14 protein-coding genes are annotated in these 18,769 nt (G+C 57.1%); 12 read left to right on the top strand and 2 right to left on the bottom strand.

Translation table 11 applies throughout. From position 1 onward, the window contains the following. Positions 1 to 205: 205 nt before the first annotated feature. Positions 206 to 355, bottom strand: coding sequence for a hypothetical protein (locus tag Q7U49_RS17390; RefSeq protein ID WP_304766751.1), 150 nt, complete (start codon positions 353 to 355; stop codon positions 206 to 208). 505 nt (positions 356 to 860) lie between these two features. On the opposite strand from Q7U49_RS17390, the gene Q7U49_RS17385 reads away from it, so the two are divergent. The 11 genes from Q7U49_RS17385 (at position 861) to fdhF (ending at position 17,739) form a co-directional block, all read left to right on the top strand. Further along, positions 861 to 3,242, top strand: a complete 2,382-nt coding sequence (locus Q7U49_RS17385; RefSeq protein WP_304766748.1) for a TonB-dependent receptor — start codon at positions 861 to 863, stop codon at positions 3,240 to 3,242. Between the two features lie 118 nt (positions 3,243 to 3,360). Further along, a complete protein-coding gene (locus Q7U49_RS17380; RefSeq protein ID WP_304766745.1) occupies positions 3,361 to 4,407 on the top strand; it encodes an ornithine cyclodeaminase in 1,047 nt (348 codons plus the stop codon). Positions 4,408 to 4,503: 96 nt separating this feature from the next. Next, positions 4,504 to 5,664: a M20 aminoacylase family protein gene (locus Q7U49_RS17375; RefSeq protein ID WP_304766765.1), complete on the top strand. Its 1,161-nt coding sequence runs from the start codon at positions 4,504 to 4,506 to the stop codon at positions 5,662 to 5,664. A 17-nt stretch (positions 5,665 to 5,681) separates the two neighbouring features. Further along, complete coding sequence (locus Q7U49_RS17370; RefSeq protein WP_304766743.1) at positions 5,682 to 7,232, top strand: ABC transporter substrate-binding protein; 1,551 nt, start codon at positions 5,682 to 5,684, stop codon at positions 7,230 to 7,232. Between the two features lie 18 nt (positions 7,233 to 7,250). Further along, complete coding sequence (locus tag Q7U49_RS17365; RefSeq protein ID WP_304766739.1) at positions 7,251 to 8,225, top strand: ABC transporter permease; 975 nt, start codon at positions 7,251 to 7,253, stop codon at positions 8,223 to 8,225. Then, the gene (locus tag Q7U49_RS17360; RefSeq protein WP_304766737.1) at positions 8,222 to 9,064 is read left to right on the top strand and encodes an ABC transporter permease; all 843 of its coding nucleotides are present in this window, start codon (positions 8,222 to 8,224) and stop codon (positions 9,062 to 9,064) included. The genes Q7U49_RS17365 and Q7U49_RS17360 overlap by 4 nt, the downstream gene beginning before the upstream one ends. Continuing rightward, positions 9,061 to 10,689 (top strand): ABC transporter ATP-binding protein, encoded by a 1,629-nt coding sequence (locus tag Q7U49_RS17355; RefSeq protein WP_304766734.1) that lies wholly within the window; start codon positions 9,061 to 9,063, stop codon positions 10,687 to 10,689. Before Q7U49_RS17360 ends, Q7U49_RS17355 begins: the two co-directional genes overlap by 4 nt. Next, positions 10,686 to 12,104 carry an amidase gene (locus Q7U49_RS17350; RefSeq protein WP_304766731.1) on the top strand — a complete coding sequence of 473 codons (1,419 nt, stop codon included), beginning with the start codon at positions 10,686 to 10,688 and terminating at the stop codon, positions 12,102 to 12,104. The genes Q7U49_RS17355 and Q7U49_RS17350 overlap by 4 nt, the downstream gene beginning before the upstream one ends. Next, positions 12,101 to 12,793 carry a DJ-1/PfpI family protein gene (locus Q7U49_RS17345; protein ID WP_304766728.1) on the top strand — a complete coding sequence of 231 codons (693 nt, stop codon included), beginning with the start codon at positions 12,101 to 12,103 and terminating at the stop codon, positions 12,791 to 12,793. The genes Q7U49_RS17350 and Q7U49_RS17345 overlap by 4 nt, the downstream gene beginning before the upstream one ends. Before the next feature lie 281 nt (positions 12,794 to 13,074). After that, positions 13,075 to 14,883 (top strand): NADH-ubiquinone oxidoreductase-F iron-sulfur binding region domain-containing protein, encoded by a 1,809-nt coding sequence (locus tag Q7U49_RS17340; protein WP_304766725.1) that lies wholly within the window; start codon positions 13,075 to 13,077, stop codon positions 14,881 to 14,883. Next, on the top strand, positions 14,884 to 17,739 hold the full coding sequence (gene fdhF / locus Q7U49_RS17335; protein ID WP_304766723.1) for a formate dehydrogenase subunit alpha: 2,856 nt from the start codon (positions 14,884 to 14,886) through the stop codon (positions 17,737 to 17,739). Here the strand turns inward: fdhF and rhuM are convergent. After that, positions 17,675 to 18,205, bottom strand: a complete 531-nt coding sequence (gene rhuM, locus Q7U49_RS17330; RefSeq protein WP_304766720.1) for a RhuM family protein — start codon at positions 18,203 to 18,205, stop codon at positions 17,675 to 17,677. The genes fdhF and rhuM overlap by 65 nt on opposite strands. Positions 18,206 to 18,428: 223 nt before the next feature. On the opposite strand from rhuM, the gene Q7U49_RS17325 reads away from it, so the two are divergent. Next, a complete protein-coding gene (locus tag Q7U49_RS17325) occupies positions 18,429 to 18,671 on the top strand; it encodes an HNH endonuclease (RefSeq protein WP_304766717.1) in 243 nt (80 codons plus the stop codon). Positions 18,672 to 18,769 lie beyond the last annotated feature (98 nt).

The following is an 18,769-nucleotide window of genomic DNA, read 5'->3' as shown; positions in this document are numbered from 1 at the left end:
ATCCGACTGCTGGAGCCGATTGGGTATATTCCACCGGCCGAGGCTGAGGCAAACTACTATCGGCAACTCGCCGAGAAGACCGAAAACACGGTCTGACTTTAACCAACTGGCCTCCACGAAACCCGGGGCGATTCAGTTTGGTTGTTTATTACACTTCCACGTGGACTTGTCTGAAATCGGAGTGCATGGGGTCTATGCCGGAAGTTCACGCTACGCCAACCCAGGTCTCGATCACCTCGGGCCGAGCTCGAAGCTGCGGCACAGTGCCGAAAAATACCACTTCACCCCGACCGAGTACAAGTACATCGTCAGCCAGTTCGAGTGCAATGTCCAGCTTTTGTTCAATCAGCAACATGCCTGGTCCCTCGCGCTTCAGACGCAGCAACGTCTCTGCCACGCGTTGTACCATTTAGCGTGAGCATGGCAGTAGCGAAGACGGTTGTGGCAAGTCTGCCCAGACCTCTTGCAGGCAATCGGGGTTTCAGGTTCTTCACAGGCGTATACAAATTGTTCACGAATGGTGTCTCCAGATGGTCGGTATGAACGACGGGAGGCGCCCTGCAGGCGCCCCAAAAGGCGTCGAAAATTTAAGCTATAAAAACGTACCGGTCAACAAAAAATTAATTGATAAATAAAGAAACGTTAGCAGGAGTCTAAGTGCCTAAATGGCGACACTGATTCCCATTCAGAGGGTCTCGCCAGCCACGAGAATTCGAATTGCATTGACGTCAGACCTGTAGGATTCGTAAACATTGCCGGCAGAAGTTTTTAATCAAAAAAGTTACGCGTAAGTAAAAATACTATTGCTCAATAGATATTAATGTGGCATAGTGAGGCTCTCAACTTCGAAGGTTTTTATCATGCGTATTGTTTCTCCACTTCGTTTTTTCCCGCTGACTTTGATCGCTCTTGCTGCGCAAGCTGCCTTTGCCCAGTCGGCACCACCTGCAACCGCCGCAAATGCAGACGCAGAGGTGAGCGAGCTAAAAGCGGTCATGGTCACCGCGCAACGGCGCAATGAGCGCATTCAGGATGTGCCGATCACAATGTCGGCCTTCACCGGTGACACGCTCAAGCAACTTGGCGCAACCAAGCTTGAGGATGTGGCTAGTTCGGTGTCCAATGTCTCAATGTTCAAGATGGCATCAGGTCAGCCTACGTGGGTTATCCGAGGTGTCGGACTCACCGATTTCAGCCCAAACAACACGCCTACTGCAGCTGTTTACCAGGACGATGTTTACCTGACCTCAACCACGATGAGTCAGCTGTCTATGTTTGACATTCAGCGCGTTGAGGTTCTCAAAGGGCCGCAAGGTGGCATGTATGGACGCAATGCCAGCGGAGGTGCCGTGAAGGTCATGAGCGTCAGGCCTGAATTTGGCGTCGAGGAAAGAACCCTCTCGATGGGTGTCGACAATTGGAAGCGTGCGACTGTCGGTGGCAGCTTGTCGACCACCTTGAAGCCCGACGTCTTGGCCACTCGGATTGCATTCAATGCCACAAAAGGCATCGGCAGCGACGCAGGCCCCTACGAGTTGGTCAACTATGGCCGCAATTACGGCTCTCCCGATAGTTTCGCTGTACGTGTGTCAAACACTTTGAAGTTGTCGCCGGAAAATTCCCTCACACTAATCGTGGATGCGGCCCGCGACAAAGGTGAAACGCCGCGTCTCACGGCTTTGGGCGTCTATAGGGTTGCGCCTCCGGGACAAGTGGTTTGCGCACCGCTTAACGCGGGACAAATTGACAATGTCAACTGCGCTTCCTACGCCCAGTTGACCCAGATATTTGCAAATGGCAGCAGCGACCAAAGTCCATCCCGTGCCACCCCGGGTGAGTCCTCATTGTCTGACCCATTTGGCCAATTCGATGTCAACAACACGGGGGTCACGCTGCAAGGGCAGTTCAAGCTTGGCGGGCTTGATCTGGTGAGCGTTACCAACCTGAGAAATCTTGATTATGGACGCTCCCTTGATGGTGATGCCTCGAAGGGCGAGTATGCCCACCAGGTTGCGATGACGAACTTCTCGGTTGGTTCACAAGAATTGCGATTGCAGCAAAACCAAGGTGACTTCAAGTGGTCCACCGGCTTGAGTTATGCCCAAGACGACATGCATGAGGATCGCTCATTTCTGTTCCGTGACGCCATATTCAAACGCGCTGGCTTCGCTTCCTACGGCGTTCTCAATGCGTCAGAATTAATTGCCACCTTGCGCTATGACCAGTTTACCAAGTCCACATCGGCATTTGGTCAGTTTGACTGGGGTTTTGCGCCGCGTTGGAACCTCGGGGCCTCGTTGCGCTACACCGATGAGACCAAGACCTACCGCAACGGTGGATTTGGCTTTGATCAGCACAGTGGTCCGATTGCAGCTGCTGTGCTACCAATTACCAATAACACCTTACAAGCGGACTACCAACTCCAAAACCATTGGTCTGGAGGCGCCAACCTGCGCTGGCAACCAGATCGGCAAACCACGGTATATGGTTCGATGCAACGTGGCTTCAAGGTTGGCGGATTCTTTGGTGGCTTCCCGCTCAATGGCACCGCTGCCATACTTCCCTACAAGGAAGAAATCAACGACGCGTTTGAGCTTGGCATCAAGTGGGCAGCGTCCAACCGCAAGTTTGGTGCAAATGCGGCGGTTTTTCAATACAACTACCAGGATGCACAGGCATTCACTACTGTGTTCAGCAGTCTGCTCAACGGCCCTGTCACACGCTTGGATAACATCGGTCGTGCCAAGCACCAGGGCGTTGAAATCGAGGCCTTCTGGCGTCCGACCGAAGCCTTGCGTCTGGATGCATCCGTGGGCTACCTTGATGCCAAATTTCTTGATGACAAACCATACAAAACCAATGACCTGAAAGACGCAAGCTACAAGGATCAACGAAGGATCTACGCTCCCAAATGGAGCTGGACACTACGTGGTCAGTACGACGTTCCTCTGAGCAGTGGCGCCAATGTGCGTCTAAGCATGGATGTCAATGGTCGTACCGACGCCAGCCAAGGGGCAGGATCACCAGTGGATGCGGCGCTGTTGGCGCTGCCTGGGTACACCTTGGTTAACGCACGCGTGGCATACAACGCGCCCAAAGACAACTGGCAACTGGCGTTCTATGTCAAGAACCTGGCGAACAAGGCAGTCATCGCTTCACCCTCTAATGATGGACTAAGCGGCTATGCACGCATGTACGGTGAGCCGCGCACTTTTGGTGTCGAAGGACGCTATTCCTTTTAAGAAACAAGGAAGGGCAGGTTGGCTTTATCGGTCTACAGCTGCCCAAATTAACCCATTGCCACGGCCAAGCTGTGGCAATGGGTCGTTCGTGAATCAAACAAACCAAAGGAAAAAATCTGTGACCCGTTTTATTGATGTTCCAGCCATGACACGCTTGATTGAGGAGGTCGGTCTCACTCGAATCATCGATCAACTATCCAAGTGCATCGAGGAGGACTTCCTGCGTTGGAACGATTTTGACAAATCCGCGCGGGTGGCTAATCACTCGGAAATTGGCGTCATCGAACTCATGCCAGTATCCAACGCAAGCCATTACGCCTTCAAGTACGTCAATGGACACCCAAACAACACCGTGTCTGGCTTGTCCACCGTGATGGCATTTGGTGTCTTGGCAGAAGTGCAAACCGGCTTTCCAATTCTCCTCTCTGAACTGACGGTCGCGACCGCCTTGCGCACCTGTGCTACATCGCTTATGGCCGCGCGCGCACTATCCCGGTCGGATGCCAAGCGCATGGCCTTGATTGGAAACGGCGCGCAAGCCGAATTCCAGGCTATCGCCTTTCACGCTCTTTTCGGAATCAACGAAATCGTTGTCTACGATGTTGATCCGCAAGCGACAGAAAAGCTGCTCAGAAATTTAGCCGAATACCCGGCACTAAAGAAAGTCCGAGCCACCAGCATTGCGCAGGCGGTTCGCGGGGCAGACATCATCACAACAGTGACTGCAGACAAAACTCGCGCCACGATCATTACCCCGGAAATGGTGGAGCCTGGCATGCACATCAACGCCGTTGGCGGGGATTGTCCGGGTAAGACCGAGTTGCATGTTGACGTGTTGCGCGGTGCCCGAGTCTTCGTCGAGTACGAGCCCCAGACGCGCGTAGAAGGGGACATCCAGCAACTGGATGTTGACTTCCCCGTCGTTGATCTGTGGCGAGTTCTGAGCGGGGACCAGCCAGGCCGTCAAACCCGCGAGCAGGTAACGGTTTTTGACTCGGTAGGTTTCGCCCTTGAAGACTACTCGACTCTACGTTACGTAAATCAGCAGGCCACCAAACTTGGTCTGGGTGTCGATGTTGAACTCGTCCCCAGCATGGACGATCCAAAAGACCTGTTTCGATTCACTCGAAGCGCTCGTGCTCCGCTGTTGCGGCGTGTGGTTTGAGTCGATAAGACCGAGGAACTGCAGTTGAAAGTTGATCAATTCGAGACCCGCACGCAAGCGGCCAGCCAAAGCACACCCAGGGTCACGCCGCACGCCGTGGTGAGGGCCCTTGGAGCCCGGGCGACCGAGTTCGCCGAGCTGCGGCGCGACTTGCACCGCCACCCCGAGCTAGGTCTGGCTGAGCATAGAACCTCGCAGCGCGTCGCCGATTGCCTTAGCGCGTGGGGCTACGAGGTCCATCGTGGTCTGGCCACCACGGGTGTGGTCGCGACGCTACGCCGAGGGTCGGGTCACAAGCGCTTGGGCTTGCGGGCTGACATGGATGCGCTGCCAATTCAAGAAACCAGCGGGCGACCATGGACCAGCGTGCACGATGGCGTGATGCATGCATGCGGGCATGATGGCCACACGGCGATGCTGCTGGCGGCGGCACGCTATCTGGCTGAGGAAGGCGAATTTTCGGGCACGTTGCACCTGATCTTTCAACCTGCGGAGGAGTACCCCGGGGGCGCTCAACTGATGGTAGAGCAGGGCCTATTCGACAGCTTCCCCTGCGACGCTGTGTTCGCCATGCACAACATGCCAGGTATTGAGCAGGGGCGACTCGTGTTTCGCGAAGGTCCGGCGATGGCATCTTCTGACGATGTCACGATCACACTGCACGGCCCGGGCGGTCACGCGGCATCACCGCACCGTACGCCAGACCCCATCGTTGCCGCATCTGCGATCGTTATGGCACTACAGACCATTGTTTCGCGCAATATTGATCCCCAACAGGCGGCCATTGTCACCGTGGGGGCGCTGCAGGCTGGTAGCGCAAACAACGTAATACCTGATGTGGCCAGGCTGGAGCTGAGCGTGCGTGCGCTAGACCCAGCGGTTCGCGACCTGCTGGAAGCTCGCATCCACGCGGTGGTGCAGGGGCAGGCTGAGAGTTTTGGTGTGTGTGCGGTGGTGGATTACCGCCGGGACTATCCGGTCCTCGTCAATTCCCGGATCGAAACCGAATTTGCCCGCGAGGTGGGCGCCGAGTTGTTGGGAGAGGACGGCATTGAGCGCCAGGGTCCAGCCATCACCGGAAGTGAAGACTTTGCGGTGATGTTGCAGCACCGCCCGGGCAGCTACGTGCTGATTGGCAATGGTGTGGGCGACGACCATTGCATGCTGCATAACGCCGGCTACGATTTCAACGATGACAACCTTGCCGTTGGTGCTGCCTTCTGGGCCAGGTTGACCCAGCGCTTCCTTTGTAACTAACGAAAATGGAGATATCCATGACACTAAACAGACGCCAAATTCTCGCCGCTGGAACCCTGGCATGCGGCATTCCCCTGCCACTTCTGGCGCAAAGCGCCGGAGTGCTCAACATCGCGCTCTTCCCCGAACCTCCGACGCTACTGGCAGCCTTTGGGGGGGTTGCCCCCGCACAGTTAGTTAACGGCAACATTTATGAGAGTTTGTTGCGTTTTGACGAGAAGCTACAACCGCAGCCTAACTTGGCCACCAGCTGGACCGTCTCTAAGGATGCCCTACTCTACACTTTCAAACTCAAACGCGGCGTCACTTGGCACGACGGCAAGCCGTTCACGGCTGCTGATGTTGTCTATACAGCGGACGTTTTCATGCGCAAGCTCAATCCGCGCTTCAGGCTGGCACTTGCATCGGTTCAAAGCATTCAGGCTCTGGACACTCACACGGTTGAGTTCAGGTTGAGCTCACCGTTCCCGCCTTTCATCCAATTGTTTGATGTCAACACCTTTCCGATCGTGCCCAAGCATCAATTTGAGGACAGTGATCTCTCCCGCCCTCCAGCTGTGACACCAATAGGCACTGGACCATACATGTTCAAGGAATGGAAACGCGGCTCGTCCATTCAGCTTGTCCGAAGCCCAAGCTACCACGTCGCTGGCTTACCAGCAATAGAAAACGTCTACTTCCACGTGATTCCCGATGCCGCTTCGCGGGCGGCGGCATTTGAGTCTGGCCGAGTCGATGTGTTGCCAGGTGGTTCGGTTGAGTTTTTTGATGTTGGTCGATTGAGCAAACTGCCAGGTGTGTCAGTCACCACCAAAGGTTCAGAAAAGTTGGCTCCCTTAGCCATGCTTTGGATCAACCACCGCACGCCACTGCTGCAGGATGTACGCGTCCGCCGCGCTTTGATGCATGCCATCAATCGCAACGGACTCGCCAAAGTAGCCTGGCAGGGTTTTGCTGAGCCGGCCACAGGCCCGCTACACCGCTCGACGGCGTTTTACACATCCAAAGTAAACAGCTATCCATATGATGCAGCCAAGGCCAAGAAATTGCTGGCCGATGCGGGCTACAAGGGTGAACCAGTGCGTCTGCTGGGGATTCCTTTTGGTGAAGTCTGGACACGCACGGCTGAAATGGTCAGACAAAATTTACTTGCAGCGGGCTTCAATGTTCAGCAGGTTAACGCGGATTTGCCTGGTGTTGTTTCGCGGCAGTCCAACTGGGACTTTGACCTTGCATTCACTTTTTACTACCAGTACGGTGACCCTGCGATTGGCGTTGCCCGCAACTACATCAGCAGTGAGATCAAAAAGGGTTCAACTTTCAACAACGTCGGCGGCTATGAAAGTGCCAAGGTTGACGCGATGTTCGAGCGAGGCGGGCGTGAAGTTGAACCAAGCAAGCGCGCTGAAAGTTACGCCGAGGTGCAGCGCACGATGGTTGATGATGTGGCTGCGGCTTGGTTGCTGGAGCTCAATTTCCCCACCGTCTATCGCTCCCGGATCGATAACGTGATCAGCAGTGCCCTGGGCTTGAACGACAGTCTGGCGCGCGCGACTTTGCGCAACTGAACCGAGATACAGCAACTCATGACTAAAGTCTGGTTTTTCGTGCGTCGTCTGCTGCAGGGCATAGCCACGCTACTGGCTATCGCGGTGATCAATTTTGTGTTGATCCGAATGGCACCGGGTGATCCAGCGATGGTGATGGCCGGCGAATCGGGTTCCGGTGATGAGTTGTTTTTACAACAACTGCGCGAGCGTTTTGACTTGGATCGGCCGCTACCAGCGCAGCTCGCCAGCTACCTCGGCCATCTGATGCGCGGCGACTTGGGTGAATCCTACCGGCAGCAGCAGCCTGTGCTGGACTTGATCTTGGAGCGACTGCCCGCCACGTTGCTGCTGACCGGTACCGCCTTGATCATTTCACTGGTGTTAGGGGTTTCCTTAGGCGTGTGGGCAAGCGCGCGCGTCGGAACCTGGAAAGACAGCGCCATTTCAGCATTGGCCACATTGTTCTACGCTACACCACTGTACTGGTTGGCTTTGCTGGCGGTGCTTGTCTTTTCGCTGTGGCTTCCGTGGCTACCGCCATATGGCTACTCCACTGTTGGCGCTGGCTACACAGGGATGGCGCACGTGCTTGACGTGGCGCACCATTTGGTGCTACCGACAATGGTACTTGCGATGTTTTATATGGCCATTTATGCACGTATGACACGAGCGTCGATGCTTGAGGTGGCAAGCCAAGACTTCGTGCGGGTCGCAAGAGCAAAAGGGCTTTCCCCCGGGCGGATTCAGCGCGCGCATGTCTTGCGTAATGCGTTGCTTCCGGTGGTCACCATGGCAGGGTTGCAAGCCGGAGCCATGGTCGGTGGCGCTGTGCTGATCGAAACCGTCTTCGCTTGGCCTGGCATTGGCCGGTTACTGTTCGACGCGCTGGCTCAGCGCGACTACAGCCTATTGCTGGGCACTTTTTTATTCACCGCGGCGCTCGCCGTCGCCTTTAATGTGGTTACCGATCTCGTGTACACGATGGTCGATCCGCGCATCGAACTCTCATGAACAACGGTTTTTGGAGGCGCTTTAGGCGCAATCGTGCGGCGCTGGCAGGCGCTGCCATATTGATTCTTATCGCGACATGCGCCCTGGCGGCACCATGGCTGGCTGGCCATGACCCATGGGCGATGGTGCAGCAACCGTTTCTGGTACCTGGACAACAGCCCGGATTCCCGATGGGTTCGGATGCACTCGGGCGCGACGTTGCTGCCGGCCTGCTTTACGGTGCACGCGTATCGATGCTTATCGGGCTCATGGCCACTGCTGTTGCTCTGTTCCTAGGCATTGGGCTAGGTGCAATTGCGGGATACCACGGCGGTTGGGTCGATGCAGTTCTGATGCGCTTTACCGAGTTGTTCCAGGCGATACCTGGATTTGCCTTTGCTGTGGTGTTGGTAGCGATCTTTCAACCGTCAGTGCAGTCCATCGTTGCTGCCATCGCCATAGTCTCATGGCCCCCTGTGGCGAGACTCGTGCGCGGAGAATTCCTCACTCTGCGCGGGCGCGAATTTGTTGCGGCGGCACAGCTTGCTGGCCAGAGCAGCATGCGAATCATCTTTACTCAGATTCTTCCGAATGCGGTCTCACCCATTGTTGTCATGGGCTCGCTCATGATCGCCAGCTCGATTTTGCTGGAATCGGCGCTGAGCTTTCTCGGTCTTGGTGATCCCAATGTGATGAGTTGGGGCTACATGGTGGGCGCGGCACGCACTGCGCTTCGCCAGGCCTGGTGGGTGGCCATGTTTCCGGGCTTGGCAATCATGCTCACCGTCTTGTCACTGAACTTGGTGGGCGAGGGCCTGGCCGATGGCTTGAACGCACGGCTTGACGGGAGAACACGTTGAGCGCGGCGCCAGTGTTGCAGGTACAAGGCCTGTCAATTCGTTTGCCTTCGGGGGCTGACCGCGCGCTCGCTGTCGAAGGGGTGGACTTTTCACTCAGTGCGGGGCAAACCCTGTGTCTGGTAGGGGAAAGCGGCTCTGGCAAATCGATGATCGCCAGCGCAGTGATGGGGCTGCTGCCCAAGCCGCAAGTGGCCCCAGTGGCCGGACGTATTTTGTTTGAGGGACGTAATCTGCTAGAGCTTGGCGAGACCGATCTTCGCGCGCTGCGCGGACAGCGCATGGGCATGGTCTTTCAGGAACCCATGACGTCGCTGAACCCGGTGATGCGAATTGGCGAGCAAATCGGTGAGGTACTCGACGCACACTGCTCGCTTTCCGCTGAGCAACGGCGTGCGCGCATCATTGCGGCTTTGACTGATGTCGGCCTGCCAGAGCCCGAGCTGATCGCGCAAGCGTTCCCGTTTCGTCTGTCGGGCGGGCAACGTCAGCGCGTGATGATCGCCGCTGCGCTGGTGCTCGAACCCGTGCTGCTGATTGCCGATGAACCCACCACAGCGCTGGATGTCACAACGCAGGCTCAGATATTGACATTGATGCGCGAGTTGCAGCGTCGCAAAGGTATGGCGTTGCTGTTCATCACGCATGATTTCGGGGTTGTTGCAGAAATTGCCGATCAGGTGACGGTGATGCGATTCGGACGCGTTGTCGAGTCGGGCACCGCGCAGGAAGTTCTGCGGGCACCACAGCATCCATACACACGCGCGTTGATTGACGCGATACCTCATGGCCGCGCCCGCAAGAGTGGTGCGTTCACGAGCGCACCACTTCTGGATGTACGAGAACTGTGTAAAAGCTATCGTGCCTCTGGCGTGTTGCTGCGCCGCGGGCGCGAAGTGCACGCGGCACGCCACCTCAACTTTACGCTTTCCCGCGGTGAGACGCTGGGCATTGTTGGCGAATCGGGCTCGGGCAAATCAACACTTGGACGACTGCTCACAGGTCTGGTCCACAGCGATAGCGGGCAAGTTCGATTTGATGGCCGAACGCTCGCGCCTGAACTGCGGCATCGTCCGGCTTCAGATCGAGCATGCATCCAGATGGTGTTTCAGGACCCCTACGCATCGCTTAATCCGCGCCATACGGTTGGTGCTGCCATTGCTGCCGGTCCCTTGGCGCAAGGGCAGGCACGCGACAAAGTCAACACACTGGTGACAGATCTACTCGGCAAGGTTGGACTTGGTGCCGATGCCGCCGAGCGCTACCCGCACGAGTTCTCCGGTGGTCAACGCCAGCGTGTTGCCATCGCACGTGCGCTGGCCACACGGCCGCAATTACTGGTGGCCGATGAGCCGGTTTCTGCGCTTGACGTATCGGTGCAGGCCCAGGTACTCGAGCTTTTCGAGCAGTTACGACGTGAATTTCAACTCAGCATGGTCTTCATTACTCACGATCTGCGTGTGGCGGCTCAGATGTGTGATCGCGTTGCGGTGATGTATCGCGGGGAAATCATTGAGATCGGCGACACCGCTGATGTACTGGGTAGGCCGCAGCACGACTACACGCGCGAGTTGATTGCAGCAGCGCCAAATTTTTTCTTTAATCAGTCTAAATCATCCAACTCATGAACCACGAATATGAAGCGCTAGATGCCGTGGCAACGGCTGCACTTGTTCGTAGCGGTGAAGTCTCCGCCCTGGAGGTGGTCGAATCCGCATTCGAACGTCTGCACACGCGCAATCCTGCGATCAATGCTGTCATCGACGTTTGGGAGGACGAAGCGCTGGAGCGAGCCCGCAGCGGCGTGCCAATGGGCCTTCTTGCCGGGGTTCCATTTTTGCTGAAAGATACGGTCGATTACCCTGGGCGACGTTTTGCCCGGGGTTCCAGGCTGCGAATGGATGTGATGGGTACCGCTGTCGACCCGTGGGTCGCATCCATGCAGGCTCAGGGTGCCGTCTTCATCGGGAAAACAAATACCCCCGAGTTCGGCCTGATGGACGTCACAGAACCTCTGGCATTCGGACCGACGCGAAACCCCTGGCGTACAGACGTGGCCAGTGGCGGCTCCAGCGGCGGCAGTGCCGCGGCGGTGGCCGCTCGCATCACGCCGCTCGCACATGGCAGCGACGGTGGTGGGTCGATTCGCTACCCGGCTGCTTGCTGTGGGGTATTCGGCTTCAAGCCATCGCGCGGGCGCACCACGTTAAGCGCACCCGCCTTCGACGCACGACTGCACTCAGTGGTGACATCCCATGTGCTTACGCTCAGCGTGCGCGACAGTGCCCTAGCCTTCGCGATCGCTGAAGCGTCTCGCCAATATCCAACAAACACAACGGTCAAGCCGCTTGTGCATGAGCCCGTGCCTCGCAAGCTCAAAGTTGCGCTCATCACGCGCACCTTGCACGGCGGGCCACTGGCCGGCGCGTTCGAAGTTGCCATGATGCGCGCTGCTGAGTTGATGCGAAGTCTGGGCCACGAGGTAGTTCCATGTGACTGGCCGATCGACGCTCCCGGTCTACACGCAGCATTCTTTGACCGTTGGGCCTATTCGGTTCACCACGAATTTGCAGACATGCCAGTCACCCAACGCCAGCTCCTGCTCGAAGGTATTGAACCCTGGACGCTTGGATTGGCACAGGCGGGAGCAGCGCTTTCGCCAGAGCGAGTGGAGGCCATGGTCCAAAGCTGCCTTAAGGCCAGCGCACAGATGGAACAATTTCATCGCGAATGGGACGTCTTGATGACACCGATAGCGGCCGAGCATCCAGTGCTTGTGGGTCACCATGCACCCGACCTTGACTACACAACGTTGCACGAGCGGGTGAGCCGTAACGTTGCCTTCACCCCGTTGCAGAATATCACTGGCCAACCCGGTATGTCGGTTCCGCTGGACTGGGCTCAGGACGGGTTGCCGGTGGGTGTGCACTTTGCTGCAGGAATCAATAGTGACGACATGCTGTTCCAACTCGCTTATCAACTAGAAGCCGCGCAACCCTGGACGCAACGCCGTCCACCCGCTTTCTTGAAAGAACATCAATGACCACTCGTCACATTGCGCTGCTCGCCTACCCGGCCATGACGGCGCTGGACCTCATCGGCCCGCACCATATCCTGTCAATGATACCGAACGTATGCGTACATCTCGTGGCCAAAACGTTGAATCCAATCATCAGTGATCTTGGTCTAATGATCACCCCTAGCATCACTTTTGACGACTGCCCGTTGCAAGTGGAGGTACTGTTCGCTCCGGGTGGGACGCGCGGCACGCTGGAGGCCATGGAGGATGAGGCGACTCTTGCCTTCATGCGCTCTCGCGGTCAGCAGGCCCGCTGGGTGACAAGTGTCTGCACAGGGTCGTTGATTCTTGGCGCAGCAGGGTTACTGCAAGGTCGTCGCGCCACTTCCCATTGGGTGACGCGCGATTTGCTGTCGCGTTTCGGTGCTATTCCTGTGGCCCAACGAGTGGTTCGCGACGAGCACATCCTCACAGGCGCAGGTGTGACTGCTGGACTCGATTTCGCTTTGACGCTTGCGGCTGAGATATCGGGGACCGCGCACGCGCACAAGATTCAACTTGTGGCGGAATACGATCCAGAGCCACCCTTTGATGCGGGTTCACCAGAGCGTGCGGGACAGGAGACAACGCAGGCACTGCGCGAGATGCTCGCGCCCTTTCTGGCGGCGGCCACGCAAACTGCAGACCGTTGGCGACCTTCTGCATCATTTTGATGCTTGTTTGGTGGTGCGTTTGCAACTGTGCCAGTCTACCTAGCCGACATTATTTGACCTTGAATTCAACCGGTCGCTTGCTAACTGCGTGGGTTACTGTTGGTGTGAACGCGGATCGATTGCGATACTCAATATTTGAATCCAATCGTGCATGATTCAAATCATATTCCCCGATATTCAATTGGACAAGCCGATGTTATCGTCAAGAAAATCAGACGAAGTAACGTTTTATGGTCAAACAATCCGTGCAAGGTTCATTTCACGAAAGTAAGTGAGACAACATGAATCCATCCGGCCAATCCAATGATGTCGTGGCCATCGTCACGGTGGACGAGATGCGCGAGCGCATTCGTCGTAAGAGCAAGCTCAAAGGACGCCAGGCTGACAACGCGTCGGTGCATGAAGTGCGTGCTCTGATTGGCGGGGCGCCGCATAGACGCGATCTGCTGATCGAGCACTTGCACAAGCTCAATGACGCGTTTCTCTGCCTGCATGACCGGCACCTGGTGGCTCTGGCCAAAGAAATGAATATCCCTATGGCCGAGGTCTATGAGGTGGCCACGTTTTATCACCACTTCGATGTGGTGAATGACGACGCGCAGGCGCCAGGCGTGACGATCCGGGTGTGTGATGGCCTGAGTTGTGAGCTGGCTGGCTCAAAAAAGCTGTTGACATGCTTGCCCGACTTGTTGGGTTCTGCCGATATACGGGTAATTCCAGTTCCCTGCCTTGGGCGCTGCGAGCAGGCACCGGTGGCAGTCGTGCACCAATGCCCGGTGCCGCTGGCCACCGCGAATGCAGTGGTTTCAGTGGCCAAGTCGGCTGCAGTCAAACACCCTTCTGCTCAAGGCACCATTCATTTTGTAGCTTCTTTGCATGTGGAAGAGAGCATTTCTCCGCCTACGCAAGAGATTCAAGTCTCGCCCGACTACTCGGGCTATGACACCTACCGTGCAAATGGCGGTTATACATTGGCCGCAGCTTTGGCGAACGGTGAAGTGGATGTCGATCTAATCATCAAGACGATGGAAGACTCCGGCCTGCGGGGCCTGGGTGGCGCGGGTTTTCCGGCCGGGCGCAAATGGGGCATCGTGCGCGAGCAGGTCGCACCCCGGCTCATGGCTGTGAACATCGACGAAGGCGAACCTGGCACATTTAAAGACCGGACCTATCTGGAGCGCGATCCACATCGCTTTCTGGAAGGCTTGTTGATTGCCGCACAGGTGGTGGGTATTGACGCCTGTTATGTGTATCTGCGGGACGAGTATCACGGTTGCCGCGCCATTCTGGAGACCGAGTTGGCCAAATTGCAGGCCAACCCGCCTTATCCATGCCATATTGCCTTGCCCACCATTGAGCTACGCCGCGGCGCCGGGGCCTACATCTGTGGCGAAGAGTCCGCCATGATCGAGAGCATTGAAGGCAAACGCGGCGAACCCCGCATGCGCCCGCCCTATATTGCCCAGGTCGGCTTGTTTGGCCGACCTACCCTGGAGCACAATTTTGAGACCCTGTACTGGGTGCGAGACATTTTGGAGAGGGGAGCAGCCTGGTTCAGCAGCTTTGGCCGTCATGGACGCAAAGGGCTTCGCAGCTTCAGTGTGAGCGGCCGGGTCAAGCGCCCCGGTATCAAGCTGGCACCGGCAGGCATTACCTTGCAAGAGTTGATTGACGAGTATTGCGACGGCATGTTGGACGGCCATGTGCTGTATGCCTACTTGCCGGGTGGCGCATCGGGTGGCATCTTGCCAGCCCACATGAGCAACATACCGCTTGACTTTGACACCCTGCAACCGCACGGTTGCTTCATTGGTTCAGCGGCGGTCATTGTCCTCAGTCAACACGACCGGGCCCGCGACGCGGCGCTGAACATGATGCAATTTTTTGCGAATGAGAGTTGTGGCCAATGCACACCGTGCCGCGTCGGCACCGCCAAAGCTGTTCGACTGATGGAAGTTCCCGTGTGGGACAACGCCACGCTGGAAGACCTGAGCGTCGTCATGACAGATGCATCCATTTGTGGCCTGGGGCAGGCCGCACCCAACCCGGTGCGCTGCATTCAAAAGTACTTTCCCCAGGAGATCGTTTGAATGAATTTACCCGCCAAATTGGCCGAAGTCACGCTGCAAACCGTCGAGTTCAAGCTCGACAACCAGATCCTCCATGCGTTTGAGGGCGAATCCATCCTCAACGCCGCCAAGCGCCATGGCGTTGATATTCCCCATCTTTGCTACAGGGACGGCTATCGGGCTGATGGCAATTGCCGCGCCTGTGTCGTTGAAATCAAGGGTGAGCGCACATTAGCCCCAAGCTGTTGTCGCAGTGCCACTGCGGGCATGGAAGTGCAAGCAAGAAGCGACCGCGCGGTCAAGAGCCAGAAGATGGTGCTGGAGATGCTGCTGTCTGACATGCCGGATACCGGTTACAAATGGAATGAAAAGGACGAGTCGCAGCAGCACGGCGAACTCAGCGACTGGGCGGCCCGCATGGATGTTTCTGTGCGACCTGAACTCAAGACCTTGCGTCGCAAGCAACCCAGGGCCGATTTTTCGCACATGGCGATGGCGGTCAACCTCGATGCCTGCATCCAGTGCAAGCGCTGCGTACGGGCCTGTCGTGAAGAGCAGGTCAATGACGTGATCGGATACGCCCGGCGCGGCGCAAACAGTGAGATTGTGTTTGACCTGAACGATCCGATGGGCGACAGCACTTGCGTGGCCTGCGGCGAGTGCGTGCAGGCCTGCCCCACCGGCGCCTTGATGCCAAAAAAGCAAATCGGCTCGCAGATCGTAGATAAAAAGGTGGGCTCGGTTTGCCCCTTCTGCGGCGTCGGCTGTCTGCTGACCTACAACGTCAAGGACAACAAAATTGTCAGCGTCGACGGACGCGATGGACCCGCCAACCACAACCGGCTGTGCGTGAAAGGACGCTTCGGTTTTGATTACGCGCACAGTCCACAGCGTTTGACCGTGCCGCTGATTCGAAAAACCGGCGTGCCCAAAGACCCTGCCGCCTTGCAGGACCTCAATCGTGATACGGCAGATTGGTCTTCCGTGTTTCGGGAGGCCAGTTGGGAGGAGGCATTGGCGCTGACCTCAGGCACGCTCAAAGGCCTGCGCGATACGCATGGCACGAAGTCGCTGGCTGGCTTTGGTTCTGCAAAGGGTAGCAACGAAGAAGCTTATTTGTTCCAGAAGCTGGTGCGCACCGGTTTCGGCTCCAACAACGTGGACCATTGCACCCGCCTGTGCCATGCCTCCAGCGTCGCAGCGCTGTTGGAGGGTGTGGGGTCCGGTGCAGTGAGCAACCAGATCAACGATGTTGCGCACTCGGACCTGATTTTCGTCATCGGCTCCAACCCTACATCAAATCATCCGGTGGCGGCCACCTGGATGAAAAATGCGGCCCAAAGAGGCGCCAGGATTGTGCTGGCCGACCCACGCGTGACCGACATTGGCAAACACGCCTGGCGCACACTGCAGTTCAAAGCCGATACCGATGTGGCTATGCTCAATGCGCTGATCCACACCGTCGTTGAAGAGGGATTGGCCGATGAGGAGTTCATCCGCACCCGAGCCAGTAACTTCGAGGCCCTGAGAGAAAACGTCAAGGGTTACAGCCCCGAGGCCATGTCGCCGATCTGCGGTATTCCGGCGCCGACCCTGCGTGAAGTGGCGCGCGCGTTTGCCAAGGCTAAAGGTGCCATGATTCTGTGGGGCATGGGCGTGAGCCAGCACGTCCATGGCACCGACAACGCCCGCTGCCTGATAGCACTGGCCACAGTCACAGGACAGATCGGAAAACCCGGCTCCGGACTACATCCGCTGCGTGGGCAAAACAACGTGCAGGGCGCCAGTGACGCCGGTTTGATTCCTATGATGTTCCCCAACTATCAGCACGTCACCAATAAAGCAGCACATGGCTGGTTCGAGAAATTTTGGGACACGAAGCTCGACGACCAGCCTGGCTACACCGTCGTGGAAATCATGCGCAAGGTCCTGGCGCTGGACACTGATCCGCACAAGGTGCGCGGCATGTACATCATGGGCGAGAACCCGGCCATGAGTGACCCTGACTTGAACCACGCACGCCACGCGCTGGCAAGTCTGGAGCACCTGGTGGTGCAAGACATTTTCATGACTGAAACTGCATGGCTCGCCGACGTGGTGTTGCCCGCGACGGCCTGGCCAGAGAAAACTGGCACGGTCACCAACACCGACCGCATGATGCAACTGGGCCATCAGGCAATCGATCCTCCGGGTCAGGCCATGCCAGATCTGTGGATCATCCAGCAGATGGCCAAGCGCATGGGCCTGTCATGGCGCTATTTGGGCGAACACCACGGTGTGGCTGCCGTCTATGAAGAAATGCGTCAAGCCATGCATGCCACCATCGCGGGCATCACGTGGGAACGGTTGCAGCGTGAATCCAGCGTCACCTACCCCTGCTTGAGCGCTGGTGATCCAGGCTCGCCTACGGTCTTTATGGACCGCTTTGATACGACCGATGGCCGAGTACGTCTGGTACCGGCCGACATCATTCCTGCCAACGAGCGACCGGATGCAGAATATCCTTTCGTGCTCATTACCGGCCGACAGCTTGAGCACTGGCACACCGGCAGCATGACGCGCCGAGCCGCAGTGCTGGATAGCATCGAACCCATTGCCACCGCGTCGTTGTGTGGCGACGATCTGACGGCCTTGAGGCTGATGCCAGGGGATGTGATCACGCTGCAATCGCGCCGCGGCGAGGTGGTCATTTACGTACGCCGGGATGATGGGACACCCAGAGGCACCGTCTTCGTTCCCTTTGCGTATTACGAGGCGGCAGCAAACCTGATGACCAATGCCGCGCTTGACCCGTTCGGCAAAATTCCTGAGTTCAAGTACTGTGCCGTGGCCATTCGCCGTGGAGGCATCGTGGAAGCGAACCTTGGTTACCACTGACAAAGTACTTGAGCATGAGATGAATAGAGCGCTTATGCTGTCGGCAACTTAAGAGAGCTACCCGCAAGTACATGCGGCGCTCGCTGGCACGGATGTCGCGGATGCGCTCCAGCAACTCACCAAAGCGGTCGGGCAGCGCCGATTCGCCCACGGGTGGATTCTTCAGGCGCTCGTCGTCCATCACAAAGCCCTTGAGCAGGTATTCGCTCAGGTGGGCGGTGGCCCACTGGCGAAATTGTGTGCCACGGGCCGACCGGGCGCGGTAGCCCACGGCCAAGATCACCTCCAGGCTGTAGTGGCGGACCGTGCGGCGCACCTGCCGACCGGCCTCCTGGCGAACCTGTAAGCCGGACTTACAGGTTGTCTCGGGGTCGGCCTCACCCTCGGCGTAGATCGCTTTGAAGTGCTGGGTGATGTTTTGGGGGGTGGTCTGAACAGCGTGCCAATCTCGGCCTGACTGAGCCACAGGGAGCCACCCTCAGCCCGCATTTCGACGCGGGTGACGCCATCTTCAGTGGTGTACAGAACAAACTCGCCAGCCCCTTCGGTTGCGGCTGGGTGTTTGGGGGCAACGGTTGCAGAGACTGCAACGGTAGCTGTGCGTGGCTTGAGCGACTTATTCATAACCCAGTTCCTTCAGGTACCGGGAGCGAAGTCGAAAACTCGTTGATGCTGCCAAAGCTGCTGCCATGAAGAAATATGGCCGACTGGCATGTGAAGCATGCGGGTTTGAATTCAAATTGGCTTATGGGCCACTTGCCGAAGGGATCATTGATGTTCATCATACGAAGCCTGTTCACACATTGACGGAGGGCGACAAAACCAAAGTCGAGGATTTGGCGCTGCTTTGCGCAAACTGCCATCGTGTGGTGCATTCCTCACGGCAGTGGCTTTCCGTGAAGAAGTTACGAGAGCTGATTCAAGTCAAATAGGCAGACTAAATCCCAGTTTCACGATTCGTTCTGCCGCTACACAGGTCTATCACAAGCGAAAGGGAATATGGTTGCCAGAAGCCACCACAGAACCAAAT

The sequence above is a fragment of the Rhodoferax sp. genome (genome assembly GCF_030653815.1).
Taxonomy (GTDB): domain Bacteria; phylum Pseudomonadota; class Gammaproteobacteria; order Burkholderiales; family Burkholderiaceae_C; genus Rhodoferax.
Note: the sequence above shows the minus strand (reverse complement) of the source record. Positions and strands in the feature narration are given on the sequence as shown.

Coding starts and splice junctions, on each gene's coding strand:
- Q7U49_RS17390 (WP_304766751.1), bottom strand. CDS start 355: ATGTTGCTGATTGAACAAAAGCTGGACATTGCACTCGAACTGGCTGAC.
- Q7U49_RS17385 (WP_304766748.1), top strand. CDS start 861: ATGCGTATTGTTTCTCCACTTCGTTTTTTCCCGCTGACTTTGATCGCT.
- Q7U49_RS17370 (WP_304766743.1), top strand. CDS start 5,682: ATGACACTAAACAGACGCCAAATTCTCGCCGCTGGAACCCTGGCATGC.
- Q7U49_RS17365 (WP_304766739.1), top strand. CDS start 7,251: ATGACTAAAGTCTGGTTTTTCGTGCGTCGTCTGCTGCAGGGCATAGCC.
- Q7U49_RS17360 (WP_304766737.1), top strand. CDS start 8,222: ATGAACAACGGTTTTTGGAGGCGCTTTAGGCGCAATCGTGCGGCGCTG.
- Q7U49_RS17350 (WP_304766731.1), top strand. CDS start 10,686: ATGAACCACGAATATGAAGCGCTAGATGCCGTGGCAACGGCTGCACTT.
- Q7U49_RS17345 (WP_304766728.1), top strand. CDS start 12,101: ATGACCACTCGTCACATTGCGCTGCTCGCCTACCCGGCCATGACGGCG.
- Q7U49_RS17340 (WP_304766725.1), top strand. CDS start 13,075: ATGAATCCATCCGGCCAATCCAATGATGTCGTGGCCATCGTCACGGTG.
- fdhF (WP_304766723.1), top strand. CDS start 14,884: ATGAATTTACCCGCCAAATTGGCCGAAGTCACGCTGCAAACCGTCGAG.
- Q7U49_RS17325 (WP_304766717.1), top strand. CDS start 18,429: ATGAAGAAATATGGCCGACTGGCATGTGAAGCATGCGGGTTTGAATTC.